At 41.6% G+C, this 14,937-nt stretch carries 14 protein-coding genes; 2 read left to right on the plus strand and 12 right to left on the minus strand.

From position 1 onward, the window contains the following. Positions 1 to 5: 5 nt before the first annotated feature. The 5 genes from IGI86_RS09495 to IGI86_RS09515 form a co-directional block, all read right to left on the minus strand. Positions 6 to 674, minus strand: coding sequence for a methionine ABC transporter permease (locus tag IGI86_RS09495; RefSeq protein ID WP_086332439.1), 669 nt, complete (start codon positions 672 to 674; stop codon positions 6 to 8). Next, positions 661 to 1,386 carry a methionine ABC transporter ATP-binding protein gene (locus IGI86_RS09500; protein ID WP_101699142.1) on the minus strand — a complete coding sequence of 242 codons (726 nt, stop codon included), beginning with the start codon at positions 1,384 to 1,386 and terminating at the stop codon, positions 661 to 663. The genes IGI86_RS09495 and IGI86_RS09500 overlap by 14 nt, the downstream gene beginning before the upstream one ends. 10 nt (positions 1,387 to 1,396) lie before the next feature. Continuing rightward, the gene (locus IGI86_RS09505; protein WP_086332441.1) at positions 1,397 to 2,413 is read right to left on the minus strand and encodes a lipoate--protein ligase; all 1,017 of its coding nucleotides are present in this window, start codon (positions 2,411 to 2,413) and stop codon (positions 1,397 to 1,399) included. Between the two features lie 238 nt (positions 2,414 to 2,651). Beyond that, positions 2,652 to 4,028 carry a hemolysin family protein gene (locus tag IGI86_RS09510; RefSeq protein ID WP_005235523.1) on the minus strand — a complete coding sequence of 459 codons (1,377 nt, stop codon included), beginning with the start codon at positions 4,026 to 4,028 and terminating at the stop codon, positions 2,652 to 2,654. Positions 4,029 to 4,140: 112 nt separating this feature from the next. Then, a complete protein-coding gene (locus IGI86_RS09515; protein ID WP_008378242.1) occupies positions 4,141 to 5,256 on the minus strand; it encodes an AI-2E family transporter in 1,116 nt (371 codons plus the stop codon). A gap of 142 nt (positions 5,257 to 5,398) precedes the next feature. Between IGI86_RS09515 and IGI86_RS09520 the strand changes: the two genes are divergently transcribed. Then, the gene (locus IGI86_RS09520) at positions 5,399 to 5,842 is read left to right on the plus strand and encodes a GNAT family N-acetyltransferase (RefSeq protein WP_016620420.1); all 444 of its coding nucleotides are present in this window, start codon (positions 5,399 to 5,401) and stop codon (positions 5,840 to 5,842) included. Between the two features lie 58 nt (positions 5,843 to 5,900). On the opposite strand, the gene IGI86_RS09525 is transcribed toward IGI86_RS09520, so the two are convergent. The 4 genes from IGI86_RS09525 to recX all read right to left on the minus strand — a co-directional run bounded on the left by IGI86_RS09525 (position 5,901) and on the right by recX (position 9,590). Then, entirely contained in the window at positions 5,901 to 6,863 is a 963-nt protein-coding gene (locus IGI86_RS09525) for an N-acetylmuramoyl-L-alanine amidase (protein ID WP_430617227.1), read from the minus strand. Positions 6,864 to 7,024: 161 nt separating this feature from the next. After that, a complete protein-coding gene (gene ntdP / locus IGI86_RS09530) occupies positions 7,025 to 7,558 on the minus strand; it encodes a nucleoside tri-diphosphate phosphatase (RefSeq protein WP_005225863.1) in 534 nt (177 codons plus the stop codon). 93 nt (positions 7,559 to 7,651) lie between these two features. Then, positions 7,652 to 8,803 carry an A/G-specific adenine glycosylase gene (mutY, locus tag IGI86_RS09535; protein WP_016610228.1) on the minus strand — a complete coding sequence of 384 codons (1,152 nt, stop codon included), beginning with the start codon at positions 8,801 to 8,803 and terminating at the stop codon, positions 7,652 to 7,654. Continuing rightward, a complete protein-coding gene (recX, locus tag IGI86_RS09540; RefSeq protein ID WP_008378247.1) occupies positions 8,796 to 9,590 on the minus strand; it encodes a recombination regulator RecX in 795 nt (264 codons plus the stop codon). The genes mutY and recX overlap by 8 nt, the downstream gene beginning before the upstream one ends. A 114-nt stretch (positions 9,591 to 9,704) precedes the next feature. On the opposite strand from recX, the gene rlmD reads away from it, so the two are divergent. Then, positions 9,705 to 11,081: a 23S rRNA (uracil(1939)-C(5))-methyltransferase RlmD gene (gene rlmD / locus IGI86_RS09545; RefSeq protein ID WP_008378249.1), complete on the plus strand. Its 1,377-nt coding sequence runs from the start codon at positions 9,705 to 9,707 to the stop codon at positions 11,079 to 11,081. Between the two features lie 330 nt (positions 11,082 to 11,411). Here rlmD and glyS read toward each other — a convergent pair whose 3' ends face one another. From glyS to IGI86_RS09560, 3 genes are read right to left on the minus strand one after another with little or no spacing between them, the layout of a single operon-like run. Next, positions 11,412 to 13,484, minus strand: a complete 2,073-nt coding sequence (gene glyS, locus IGI86_RS09550; RefSeq protein ID WP_430617229.1) for a glycine--tRNA ligase subunit beta — start codon at positions 13,482 to 13,484, stop codon at positions 11,412 to 11,414. A 1-nt stretch (position 13,485) separates the two neighbouring features. Next, positions 13,486 to 14,397, minus strand: a complete 912-nt coding sequence (gene glyQ, locus IGI86_RS09555) for a glycine--tRNA ligase subunit alpha (RefSeq protein ID WP_005225852.1) — start codon at positions 14,395 to 14,397, stop codon at positions 13,486 to 13,488. 15 nt (positions 14,398 to 14,412) lie between these two features. Then, positions 14,413 to 14,652, minus strand: coding sequence for a hypothetical protein (locus tag IGI86_RS09560; protein ID WP_008378255.1), 240 nt, complete (start codon positions 14,650 to 14,652; stop codon positions 14,413 to 14,415). Positions 14,653 to 14,937 lie beyond the last annotated feature (285 nt).

Raw genomic sequence — 14,937 nt, forward strand, 5'->3', positions numbered from 1 at the left:
TCCTCCTATTTTCGTTTATCAAGTTTTCTTGCTGCTTGATTGCCAATCCCTTGCAGGATAAAGACCAAAAGAATCATGATGATAATTGCAAAATACATCACGCCATACTCATAACGCTGGTACCCATAACGGATCGCAAAATCGCCGATACCGCCACCACCAACGATCCCCATCACCGTCGAATAAGAAACCATGCTGACTGCTGTCGTCGTTAAAGATAAAATCAAGCCGCTTCTAGCTTCCACTAGTAAAAACGACCAAACATACTGCCATTGACTGACACCAAGAGATTTCGCCAAATAAGAAACTTCTTCTGGAACATCCAACAGCACTTGCTCCGTCAAACGAGCAAAAATACTCATAGCAACGATGCTCAAAGGAAAACTGGCGGGAATCGGTCCAAATGAGCTGCCTAAAAGCATCCGCGTCAACGGGATCAACGCTACAACAAATAATAAAAAAGGAAACGAGCGGATGATCGTCACAACGAGATTCAAACACTCATAAAGAAATGAGATTTTTTTCCCTCGGCTGCGACTGAGAAAAAGCCAGACACCTAACGGTAGACCTAAGACAATGGCTGCGAGCATCGAAATGCCCATCATGATCGCTGTTTCTTTCAAAGATTGCAGCAATTCAGGCAGATAATACAAAATACTCTCACTGATCGTCATGCAGCAGACTCCTCTCCACTTTGTTCACATAAGAGCTTTCAATGCGGACGATTGGTTGTGGCTGATTGGCAAACTCCGCCTCAAAGACGGCATCCTCCAATACAAACACACGTTGACAAATTTGTCGGACGGCCGATAGCTCATGACTGACAAAGACGACAGCTGGTTGAAACGTCTGTTGAACTTTTTGCAGCAAAGCAAGAACATCGGCTTTCGTATCTTCGTCCAGCGCACTAGTGGGCTCGTCACACAGCAAGATTTTTGGCTCACGGATCAAAGCCCGTGCAATAGCCACTCGTTGTTTCTCTCCGCCGCTTAACTTGGCCGGATAGATGTGGGCTTTATCTTCCATGCCAACAAACGAAAGCATCTCAAGTACCATATCTGCTGACTTTCCCATTAACTTCAAGGGCAAATAGACATTTTCGAAAACGGTTCGATTGTGTAACAGATTGTAATTTTGAAAAATCATGCCGATTTCTTGTTGTGCACGTAGCAGATGCTTTTTATTCGATGTATCGATTTTTTTGCCATCAAAAAGTAATTCCCCGCTGTCTGGGGTTTCAATCAAGTTTAAAAGCCGCAACAACGTCGATTTTCCTGAGCCGCTTTTGCCGACGACCCCAACGATTTCTCCTGCCTGAACAGAAAAAGACAAACCATCGAGAACCTTTCGATCGTAACGCTTTGTGAGATTGATCGCTTCTAACATCTTTTTCCTCCTAATCAAACAGCAATGCTAAAAATTCAGAAGCGGTCATCTGATGGATAAACTGATCGATGGCGATTCCCTCTAGCAAGCGGCTAATGGTGCTTTTTTCAAAATCAATACCTTGCAACATCGCTTCAAGTTCACTGATCTCTTTTTGTCCAAAAAAATCACCGGTAATTTGAATCGCTGCAATCTTGCCTTTGTTGACAGTAAAATCGACTTCAACAATCCCAACCTGCTCAAACCGCTTTCTTTTTTGCCATTCGAAAGCAGGCGCTTCATTAAAAATCCACTCATTATTGGCATATCGTTCTTCAAACAGTGCTTGGATCGCTTGTCGATCGTTTTCCGTTAAGACGATCTCTTGCTCACTGATTTCATCAATCGATTCTACTTCATAGATTCGGCAAAGCAGTGTATCTCGAAATTCCTTGGTATCCATTGATTGGTATTGCTCTGCCAAAAAGGGCTTGATATTCGTCACACTTTTCCGAACTGATTTCGTGGCTTTAGAAGCAATTTTTTCTTGGGCAACATGTAGAACTTTCGTCAATTCTTCTAGATCCACATCATACATCAACGTGCCATGAGAATACGTCCGGCCTTTTTTTGTATACATCGCATTGCCAGAAAACTTTTTCCCATCAATGAACAGATCATTACGGCCATGTACTTCAACATCCTTGGCTCCCATTGCCGCTAAGCCTTTCATGATCGGTTGTGTTGCACTTTGATAGTCACCAAAACTCGTGGCATCTTTTTTGGTGACAAAACTAAAACTCATATTGCCTAGATCGTCATAAACCGCTCCACCACCAGACGTTCTGCGAGTCAAAACGATCTTACGGCTTCTTAGATAGTCAAAATCAATCTCTTGATACGCATTCTGATTTCTGCCGATTATAACACATGGTTTTTGTATGTATAACAGAAGACAAGGTTCCGAAACATCTACGTTATTCATCAGATACTCTTCAGTCGCCAAATTGTAACGGATATCTTCACTAAGCATACGGTAAAATTTCATTTCAAGCCCCTCATTCTCATTATATTTCTATGGATATTCTCGCTTTTCTTACGGAAAATTGCAATCAAACTGCTTAACGATAAGATACACGTGTTTTTTTATCTGTTTTTAAACTGTATTATTCAATAAATTTATCGTAACCGTTTCTTCCATACAAATCAAGGGGAATACGTAAAAAAACGGACAAAAAAGACCAAAGCAACTGCCTTGGTCTTTCTCATTTCATTTATACGGAACTTTAACGGCGAGGCTCATCTTCCTCAAAATCTTTACGGAAATAGCGCCGCTCTTCCTCTGGTTCCACTTCCCCTTCTTCTGGGTCGTGGAAAATCACCCGGATCTTCAAGACGCGTGATCCTTCCATTTCTTCAGAGATCAGCTTCACATTGTCCACTTCGAAGGATAGTTTTTCTCCTTCATCAGGGATTAATCCTAAAGCAGTGATCAAATATCCTGCCATCGTATCCACATCACTCATATGCAAGCTCATGTTGAAGGCTTCATTAAAATCATCGATCAACATGCGTCCTTGGATGACATATTCTTTATCAGAGATTTTTTCATAAAGCTCTTCGACTTCATCTGATTCATCATCGATCTCGCCGACGATTTCTTCTAGCAAGTCTTCTAGTGTAACCAATCCAACGACGCCGCCATATTCATCAAGCAAAATCGCCATTTGGTTTTGGGTTTTCTTTAATTCATAAAGCAAATCATCGATAAAGACCGTTTCTGGCACAAACAATGGTTCCTGCAGGATTTGTTTGATGTCCATCGTATCAAAGCCGTATTTGTACGCACATTTCAAAAGATTTTTGGTATGTAGAATCCCTACGACTTTGTCTTTATCTTCATTATATACAGGAATACGAGAATAATTTTCTGCTAAAATTTCAGTCAAAATTTCTTCTACTGAGTCATTGATGTCCACCATAAAGGCTGAGGTTCTAGGAACCATGACTTCCCGGGCCACTTTCGTGTCTAATGAAAAGATCCCTTGCAGCATCTCTAATTCATCTTCTTCAAAGACCCCTTCTGTTTCCAACATATACCGCATTTCATCACGGGTCATCTTCGTGTCTTCATCGTCAAATTCCATTGGAGTGATGCGCGCCAATAAACTTGTCGAAGCAGATAAGAACCAGACGAAAGGTTTTGCAATAATCCCGATCGTTCGAATGACACCAGAAGTGAACTGGGCAACTTCTTCTGATTTGTTCATGGCGATCCGTTTTGGATACAACTCACCGAAAACGATCGACACATACGTCAAGATCGCTAAAACAATAATGTTCGCTAAGCTTTTAGCCGCCGTCCCTCCACCTAATAAAGGTGCCAAACGGGTCGACAAGGTATCTGCCAGAGATGCCCCAGATAAAATATTCACCAAGGTAATCCCAACTTGGATCGTTGACAAGAAATTTGTTGGATTATCAATGATTTTCAATAATTTTTGTGATTTGACATTTCCTTCTTCCGCTTTTTGCTCCACACGGTTTTTGTTAACTGAGACAACTGCGATCTCAGAGGCCGCTAGAAAAGCGTTGATCAATGTCAAAACGATCAATAATAAAATTTGCGCTAGAAGCGACTGACTCTCGGGGTCAGCATTCATAATAGCATTCTCTCCTTATTTTTTTATTTTCTAAAAAAAATCGTGGGCTTAGCCCACGATAAAATCCTATCACAAAGTTTTTTTCTTTGCAATAAAAAACACCAGTCATTGATTATTCGATCAACCGTTCCTGATTTTTCTTGATTTTGTCGTCTTTGATCAGGCGAACAATAAAGACGACGATCGTTCGGCAAATCGCATAAAATGGCACACCTAGGAAAATCCCCAGCAAGCCAGCTAGATTTCCAGCAACTAATAAGACCAAAATGATCGTTAACGGATGGATCGCCAATGATTTTCCGATTACATTCGGGTAAATAACATTTCCGTCTAATTGTTGGACGACCAGAACCACGATACAGCATAATAATGCGCGAAATGGTTCATCAAAGACCGTCACTAACACCGCCGGAATCAAACCAAGATATGGGCCTAAATAAGGGATCAAGTTTGTGACGCCTGCAATTACCCCAAAAAGAAAGGCATAGTTAACGCCGATCATCCAGTAACCAATAAACGTGAAGGTAGCGACAAAAATACATTCGATCGCTTGCCCACTAATGTAATTGGATAATGTCTTGTTTAAGTCACCTAGCAACCCAACAATCTGATCTCGTCTTCTTTCTGGAAAGACAGTTTTCAGATTAGGAACTAGCTTTTCTCCATCCTTCAACATGTAAAACAGGATGAATGGTACTGTAACGATGATCATCGTCGCGGAAGCAATCGTACTGACGATCGATCCTAAGCTAGTGGATAACCCACTAAGAAACTGCTGCAGCAAAGAACCATAAGAAAGATTTAGGTTTTCTAACTGCTGCGCGATATCGATTTGTTTGAAAAATGGATCATCTGCGATTCTTGAGATCCAGCTTTCCATATTTTTGGCAAATGTTGGAATATTTTCCGCCAATGAAGTAATCTGACTCACTAGATTAGGAATAACGCTGACGAAAATCAAGATGATTGCTGCTACTAATAACAACAGAACCAATATGACAGCAAACAGTCGTTTTATTTTTGTGGTTTTCATCAAAAATAAGACGATTGGATTTAGCAGGTAATACAGAAAGCCAGCAATCAATACTGGTGCAAATAAAGTAGAAAAAAACGTGCCAATCGGTGCAAATAGAAAATTGACTTTACTTAACACAAACACGAGTGTCACTAAAACCAATGCTTCCAATGACCAAAAGAACAGTTTTGATTGTTTGAATTTGTCGAACAAAAGATTCCCTCCCTTTTTTATAACATTATAGATGATTTTGAAAAAAAAAGCTTGCGACTTTAGCCGCAAACAAAAAAAATTTGTAAAAAAAGTGGTATACTATTAAAAATAACGGAGAAATCTTAGCTGAGGTGAATTTTTTATGCATATTGCACAAACAAAAGATACGCTGAGTGACATTTATTTGGCGTCATTGAAAATACGAAATCAAGTATTCGTGAAAGAGCAAGGTGTTCCATTAGCATTGGAAGTAGATGAAAATGAAGCATTGGCAGTCCACTTTGTCTTATATGACGACGATAATGAAGCAGTCGCAACCTTGCGTTTCTTACCTATCTCTGATCATGAAGTGAAGTTGCAGCGAATGGCGGTCCCCGCTGCTCATCGAGGTTCAGGTTATGGCAGACAACTGATCGAAGGTGCGGAAGCCTTCATTCAAAAACAAGGAATCAAAAAAGTCACTTTAGGGGCACAAATAACTGCCAAAGAGTTTTACTTGAAGTTAGGCTATCAGCCTCAAGGCGATGTTTTTTTAGACGCAGATATGCCCCATATCAAAATGAGCAAAATCTTTAACGAGAAGTGATTCCTTAAAATAGCGACCACAAAACAGATCCTTCCTCTGTTTTGTAGTCGCCGTTTTTTTATTCCTCTGCTTCAACGATCTCTTCAATCGCTGTCAGCAACGCTTGCGCCACCCTTTGATCATACCCTTCACTTGTAATCATTGCCAAATCATTGTCACTGTTCAAATAGCCTAACTCCAATAATACTGCTGGAAGATATTGTTCTCGCAACACATAATAGTTACCAAAACGAGTGCCGTTGGAACTCAATGCCACCGAAGAACTCAAATTGGCAGTGATCGTTTCTGCCATCTCTTTTGACCCAGTATAGTAATAGTAAGTTGTCAGTCCTTGATTGCTGTTTGGTATTTCTGAATTATCGTAATGAATGCTAATAAATAAATCTGGTTCTTCTGAAAGCGAAGCAGCGGTGATATCAGACAGCGAGAGATAACGATCTTCAGTGCGTGTATAACTGACTTGAATACCTGCTTCTGTCAACACTTCGCCGATCGTTTGGACCGTTGTTAGCGTCAAGTCTTTTTCCATGATCATTTGATCCGTTGACAGTGCCCCAGAATCTTCGCCGCCGTGACCTGCATCAAGGACGACTTTGAAGTTCGATAGATCTTTTGGGATTGCCGAAAGCGCGACTTCTTGAATCGATGCTGATTGCTTTTCAATATAACCAGTTACCCCATCGTCTGTTTGAATTTCAACCATGTCTTCTGTTTGACTGATGAAGGTTGCCCAACTTCCCCGATGGATTTTCCCAATGACTGTCTCTTGACTTGTTGACTGATAAATCGGTACATAATCGTTCTCACTTTCAATCGCTGCATCGTATTCTGAGGGATCTACATAAATTTGAACCATACTGGCAGTCTGAGTGGTCTCTTCAGTTTGAGCGTTAAGCTCAGTTTGAGAAGTACTTTCTTGACTCTCCTCACGAGCGGATTGGTCGTTTCTCAACACAGCAAACCCCGCTGCAAAAAGCAGAATCATGGTGGTCCCGATAACAAGCTTCCCTTTTTTCTTCATGTGCTTCCCCCACTAATTTTCTTGGTCTCTCTATCATGGGACTGTCAGCTTAAACAGAACTTAAAACCTGCTGATTGAAGCATTCCATTAGAAACACAAAAAAACTCCAACCAACTTGGTTGAAGTTTCTTAGGGAAAATGAGCGATTCGACCCATTTTACTTATTTTTGAGACAACTGCTTGTAGCGATCATACCAAATGTCCACATACCCTTGCGAAAAGGGTCCTTTGCCATTATTGATCCAATCTACTAAAATTTTGACATTTTCTTTTAAGATAAAATCAATGTCTTGCGGATATTGCATAATCTTACTGTGCAATTCATACTCATCCACATCTAGTAAACGTTTCTCGCCATCAGGAAATACTTTGATATCAAGGTCATAATCGATATATTTCAATGCCTCTTCATCAAGTAAATACGGTGAAGCAAGATTACAATAATAGGAAACCCCCTTTTCTCGAATCATTGCAATAACATTAAACCAGTATTTTTTATGAAAATATACAATTGCTGGTTCACGGGTAACCCAGCGTCTTCCATCTGATTCGGTCACTAATGTATGATCGTTGACCCCTATCACTGAGAATTCACTGGTCTTTAAGACCATCGTATCCCGCCACGTTCGATGCAAATTGCCGTCATGTTTGTAGCTTTGAATGCTGACAAACTCTCCTTCTTTTGGAACTCGCATAGCAACCCTTCCCTCAGCAAGAAAACTTGCGTTTTGTTTGGGTGTTCATTACACCGACATCGTTAATATTATAGCAATAAAAGAAAGCTTTGCCTAGAAATCTTTATCGAGTTTCTGATATTTCTTTAATTGATCCACCAATTTCTGCTGGGGTTTTGGGAAAACATAGTTTTGAAAGGATTCTTTTGCTGCCCATTCGCTGTCTTGTAACGTGAGCTCTCCACGTTTTCTGCCGTAAAATAAAAGGACGTGCCATTTCAAATGACTAAAGATATGAGTGATCTCGCCAAAATGTCGTTTTTGCCAAACGACAGGCAGATCAGGAAAAATTTCGAGCGCATCATCTTCGGCAATCAAATCCAACTGCAGCTGCTCCTCTTTTGCCCATGTTCGCTGCAGAGCCTCGTACTGTTCTTTCGTCACTTCTACCAAAGGAAAATGCCACATAGAAGCTAATAAGCCTGTTTCAGGTCGCTGCACGAGTAAAAACGAGCCTTGATCTTCGATGGCGCCTGCGATGTAATAGACATCTTTTGGCTTTGCTTTTTTCGATTTCACTGGAAAGTCTGTTTGTCGATTCTCCGCATAAGCAAGACAATACTGACTGATGGGACACTCTTCACATTTCGGTGTAGTGGGTGTACAGATTCGTGAGCCAAGATCCATCAAGGCTTGATTAAACTCACCAGGTTCATCGGGGGAAATGATTGTTCTCATCGCCTCGTCAAATGGTCTTCGGCTGCTGGCTTTCGCAATATCTGCTTCGATACAAAATAACCGACTGACGACCCGCATCACATTTCCATCGATTGCCGGTTCTGGCAAGCCAAAAGCAATACTGCCAATGGCTCCAGCTGTGTAGGGACCAATTCCTTTTAATGAGCGAATCTCTTCAATTGATTGGGGCATTTCTCCGTCGAATTCGGCAACGATTTGCTGTGCAGCAGCCTTAAGGTTACGGGCACGAGAGTAATAACCTAAACCTTCCCAAACCTTTAAAAGCTTTTGTTCTTCGGCTGCCGCCAAGTCTTGGATCGTCGGGAATTGTTCCATAAAACGATAGAAATAGCCAATCACTGTTTCCACTCGTGTTTGTTGAAGCATGATCTCTGAGATCCAGATTGCATACGGATCGTTGGTCGCCCGCCAAGGCAGATTGCGTTTTTCTTTATGATACCAAGTTAAAAATGTTTCTTGGAACGTCTTGATTTTTTCTTCATCCCAAGTTTCCCATTGCTTACTCATCCATTACTTCCTCATCTAAGAATCGTTGTATATCATCGATGGCAAACCCTTTTTGATAAAGGCCTTGCTTGATTTTCATTTTTCGTTTCATCAATGGTAACCGCTGATGCCGCCGCATAAGTCGGGCCCCTTCTCTTTGGAGCGCTTCATTTTCTTGGTCCTCATCTTTTTCCATCGGTAATTCATCCAAAATCATCTGAATGACTCCTTGATGAAAACCTTTTTGCATCAAATGCATTTTTATCTTTTGGATCATTTCTTTATGGCTTTTGTTGTGAAAACGACGCATCGCTTTTTCAGCCGTATGATACCCGACTTCAAACTGCATTTCCTCGGTATACAAAGGCAATACTTCCTGAATCACAGGATCTTTCAAGCCTTTTTTTCTCAATTGCTGACTGATGACCACGGGTCCTTTATCACTCATGCGGACTTGGGTGCGAATGTAGCTTTCTCCGTAGTTTTTGTCATCGATCAAATTCAACTCTTTCAGACGTTCAACGACTAAGTCTCGGTCTTGTTTTTCGATTTCTTTGTCTTTCAAATAGGTACGGACTTCCATTTCAGAACGCAGCTGATAGCTGATATAGTTCATGGCTTGCTGCAATCCTAAATCAAACCCCGCACTTTTTTTGATTTCTTTTAATTCTTCTTCACTCAGTTCCTTGCCTTTTAATAGCCGAAAACGGACCAAAAGATCTTCTGAGACCCGCAGCGTTTCACCTTCTGATGTCGCCACTTCATAAAATGGTCCTTTTCCTTTATTGATACGAATAATTGTATTCATCTTCTTCACCTCGCGAACGTACATTCTATTTTACCACAACTACGATGAAATTCCTTCTAATCAAGCTGAAAAAATGTGGTAAAATGAACTGACTATTTTATTTAAGGAGTTCACATGGCAAATACACAAGTCCAGCTTGGACAAAAACTACAACTAACGATCAAACGCTTGGGGATCAACGGAGAAGGCATCGGGTATTACAAAAAGCTGATCATCTTTGTTCCCCGTGTTCTACCGGGGGAACAGGTCATTGCCGAAGTCACCAAAGCCTCTCCCCGCTTTGCTGAAGCTAAGATGACCAAAATCATCAAGCCAAGCAGCGATCGCATCCAACCACCCTGCAAGTTTTACGACCGGTGCGGCGGCTGCCAATTGCAGCACTTAGTCTACGACAAACAATTAGACTTCAAAAAAGACCTATTGAAACAAGCACTTGAAAAATTTAAGCCAAAAGGTTACCAACAGTTTGAACTAAGGGATACTTTAGGCATGGATGTTCCTTGGCATTACCGCAACAAAGCACAATTTCAATTGCGTTACAACAGTCAAACCAAACGAATCGAAGCGGGTTTATACGAAATGGAGTCTCATCGCTTAGTCGCCATTGATGATTGCCTCGTACAAGAACAAGATACGCAAAAAGTGATCAACGGCATCGTCCAATTGTTGAACAAATACCAGATCCCGATTTACGATGAACGAAAAAATAGCGGGATTTTACGAACATTGATGGTTCGCATCGGGATCGCCACTGGCGAAGTCCAAGTTGTTTTCATTACCAATTCTGTCAAACTGCCGCAAAAAAATGCGCTGATTCGCGAGATCAATCAGCGCTTGCCGCAAGTCGTTTCCATCATGCAAAATGTGCAAAACAAAAAAACGTCCGTCGTCATGGGAGAGGAAACGATTCATCTTTGGGGCAAAGAAGCGATCGAAGAACGGTTGAATGAACTGACCTTCGACTTGTCCGCCCGCGCATTCTTCCAGCTGAATCCGCAGCAAACCAGCGTCTTGTATCAAGAAGGGTTAAAAGCCCTTGACTTAAGCAAAAATGAAACAGTTGTTGATGCTTACTGTGGTGTGGGGACGATTGGGTTGAGTGTGGCACCTTATGCCAAAGAAGTCCGCGGCATGGACATTATTCCTCAAGCGATCGAAAATGCCCAAGAAAATGCCCACCGTATTGGTGCCCAAAATACCCATTATGAAACGGGAACTGCTGAGGAGCTCTTACCAAAATGGTTCAATGAAGGCTTCAAACCTGATAGCATCATTGTTGATCCGCCAAGGACAGGCTTGGATGAACGATTATTGCAAGCTTTGCTGAAACAACCACCGAAGAAGATGGTCTATATATCTTGTAATGTTTCTACTTTAGCAAGAGACTTAGTCCAATTAGCCAAAGTGTTTCACGTAGAATATCTGCAATCAGTAGATATGTTTCCACAAACCGCCCGCTGCGAAGTGGTGGTAAAATTGACCCGCAAATAAACATTCGCCTGACAAATCATCTTGTGATCTGTCAGGCTATTTTATTGCACCTATCGTTTCAGCGTATTTTCAATGGAAAAATGAATCGGTCTGTATGATGAGAATCTTTGTATCATTATAATCATCATCAAATCCCCAATCATTAAAGCCGAAGAATCGTTCGATCCCTTGAAAAGTAATGGGTCAAAATGTTTTTTATTATATAATATTTAACACTGCAAGAAAGCAATTCTAAGTACAAAAAAAATCGAGAAACATAGAAAAAAAGCCAGAACTGATTCTTTCAGTTCCAGCTTTTTTATTCAGAAATGTGCAACTGCAAGCTGCTTTTTATTTTGTAATCAAAGCATCTAAACTAGCCACTGCCAGACTCATCTTCGCGATTTTATCCAACAAGGCAAAACGGTTGCGGCGAATCTGTTCATCTTCCACCATGACCATTGTTTGATCAAAATAAGCTTCAATCAATGGGCGCAGTGCCACTAAGCTTTGGTAGTTTTCTTCCATCGTTTGATGTGGGAACTTGTTCTCTACTGTTAAGACCGCTTCATACAAGGCAGTTTCAGAGTCGTTTTCAAACAAGGCAGGATCAATTGCTGCTTGTTCCAATTCGGCTTTTTTCGCTAAATTGATTACTCGGGTCAAGGCTTCCATCGATGGTTTGAAGTCGGTGTCTTGCAGATGTTCTCTTAACATCTGAGCCGTTTCAAATAGCGTACTGATATCTGCTTGGCGTGCGCCTAAAACAGCTTCAATGACATCATGACGCGTATTTTTGCTGAGTAAGAATTGACGCAGACGGCTTTTCACAAAATCGGTCACTTGTTCTTGACCTGCGGCAAGTTGAATACCAAAAATTTCCGGTTGGGCATTAATAGCTTCACGAATCTCTTCTTGTAACTGAGCAAATGGGAAATACCAGCGTTTTTCAGCTAGGATGCGGATAATTCCGTACGTTTGCCGGCGGAGTGCGTAAGGATCGTTTGAACCACTTGGAACCATATCGACAGCGAAGAACGCAAGCAAGCTGTCCAATTTATCCGCAATGGCTAAAACAGCCCCGATTTTCGATTGCGGCAGTTCACCTTCTGCTGAGATCGGCATGTAGTGTTCACGAATCGCTTGGGCAACTGTTGGTTTTTCTCCTTGGATCAAGGCATACTTTTCCCCCATGATTCCTTGCAATTCAGGGAATTCTCCCACCATATTTGTCACTAAATCAAATTTATAGATTTGAGCTGCCCGTTGGAGATCAGTCAGTTCTTCTTGTGTTAAACCAACAGTATTCCCGATGATTTGTGCAGCTAATCCAACACGCTGCATTTTTTCATACAAACTGCCAATTTTTTCGTGGAAGGTGACTTGCTTAAGCTTTTCCACGCAATGGTCGATGGTCAATTTTTTGTCCTCATTATAGAAAAACTCAGCATCTTCTAGACGGGCGGTCAGTACTTTTTGGTTTCCTTTGATGACATTATCAATTTTCACGGCATCCCCGTTGCGGGCAGAGATGAAATGCGGCAGCAATTCTCCATCAAGGGTGCGGACATCGAAGTAGCGTTGATGTTCTTTCATAGAAGTAACTAACACTTCTTCAGGTACAGAAAGATATTTTTCTTCAAAGTCCCCTACAAAAGCTGTTGGGTATTCAACCAGATTTGTCACTTCTTCGAGTAGGTCTTCATCTAAATCGATCCGCCAGTTGTTTTCTTGAGCGATCGCATTGATTTGTGAGGTGATCATTTGTTGACGTTCGCTTGGATCAGCAATGACAAACTGATGCTTCATTTTCTCCAAATAGTCATCCGCATGATCAAACGTGACTGCCTCACCTAAGAAACGATGACCTTTTGACTCGCGTTCGGTAACAATATCAAGGATTTGGAAAGGAATGACTTGCTCACCAAAGAGTGCGACGATCCAATGAATTGGTCGGATATATTCAAAATCGTAGTCTGCCCAGTGCATCGTTACTGGGAAAGTCAAACTCGTGATTACTTCCTGCAATCCTTTCAATACCTCAACGGTTGGTTGACCTTGGGTATGTTTCGTTACATAGACATACTCAACACCTTTTAATTCACGGAAGGTGATGTCATCGGTTGTCAATCCTTGTCCCCGAACAAATCCTTGAGCTGCTTTCGACCAATTGCCTGCTTCATCTAACGCGATTTTTTTCGCTGGTCCTTTGACCTCTTCTTGCGTATCCGCTTGTTTTTCAGGAAGACCAGTGACATAGACTGCCAAACGACGAGGTGTCGAATAAGCTTCAATCGCTGTATAAGGTAATGCATGAGCATCTAAGAAAGCTGCCGTTTTTTCTTGTAATTGTTTCATACTTGGGGTTACGACATGCGCAGGTAATTCCTCTAAGCCGATTTCTAATAATAGGTTTTGTGCCATCTTATTTTCCCTCCTCAATCAGTTTTTGCGCCACTTCTGGATCAAGCAATGGATAACCGAGGTTTTCCCGTTCTGCTACAAATAGTTTTGCTACTTGACGGGCCATATTACGGATACGTGCGAGGTACCCAGCACGTTCAGTGACGGAGACTGCGCCACGAGCATCCAACAGGTTAAAGGTATGGCTGCATTTTAAGATATAGTCGTAAGCTGGATGAACTAAGCGTTCATCGATACAGCGTTTTGCTTCTTTTTCAAAACGATCGAAGTTCCCTAAAAGCAAGTCTTGGTCACTGACTTCAAAGGAGTATTTTGAATGTTCATACTCAGGTTGGCGGAAAATCTCACCATATTTGACACCTGCAGACCATTCAAGATCGTAGACACTTTCAACTTCTTGAATATAAGATGCTAGACGTTCTAAGCCGTAAGTGATCTCTGATGTCACTGGCTTACACGCTAAGCCACCAACTTGTTGGAAGTAAGTAAACTGGGTGATCTCCATCCCATCTAACCAAACTTCCCAACCAAGACCTGCACAACCCATTGAGGGGTTTTCCCAGTTATCTTCGACGAAACGAATATCATGTTCTAATGGATCGATCCCTAAAAGACGCAAGCTTTCTAAATAAAGCTCTTGGATATTTTCAGGAGAGGGCTTCATCACGACTTGGAACTGGTGGTGCTGATACAAACGATTTGGGTTTTCCCCGTAGCGGCCATCAGCTGGACGGCGAGAAGGTTCTACGTAAGCGGCGTTCCATGGTTCTGGACCGATTGCACGTAAAAATGTGTATGGGCTCATGGTTCCAGCCCCTTTTTCTGTATCATAGGCCTGCATCAGCATACAGCCGTTTTCAGACCAGAATTTTTGCAAAGTCAAAATCATCTCTTGCACAGTTAGTTTACTCATCTTTTTCTTCCTTTCTTATAACGCATTGACGACAGGATAAAACTCGACAACTGATCCGGGGATCAATTTCACTTCGACCACGGCATCTGCTTCTAAAATATCAGATAAGTCGTAAAGCATTTGGTCTGGACTCGTTGTAAATTCATGTAAAAGCTGTTCATCCTTTAAAAGGCGAACCTGCAGTGGAATACTTGCTAATACTTTGAGCTTTTTTTCGGTAAACGCACTTGCTGGAATCGTCATATCAAATAACATAATAAACCTCCTTTATTTTTGGCTATTCTTAGTGTGAAACATAAAAAAGTCCCTATATCTATACAAAGTGTATAGATATAGGGACGATACATTCGCGGTTCCACCCTACTTCCGACAAGTCGGCAGCTTCATTGATCATGCTCACGGACGCCTGCGAAATAAGGTTCCAACTTGGCTTTCACTCTCCCAAGTTCGCTTCATGGAATGGTCTTCTTTCTTTCTTCCGGTCATAGCACGGATTCGATTACCCTTATGATAGTAGTTGAAGCTAGGGTTTGTCAATGA

The sequence above is a fragment of the Enterococcus sp. AZ188 genome (genome assembly GCF_050544075.1).
GTDB lineage: Bacteria > Bacillota > Bacilli > Lactobacillales > Enterococcaceae > Enterococcus_D > Enterococcus_D entomosocium.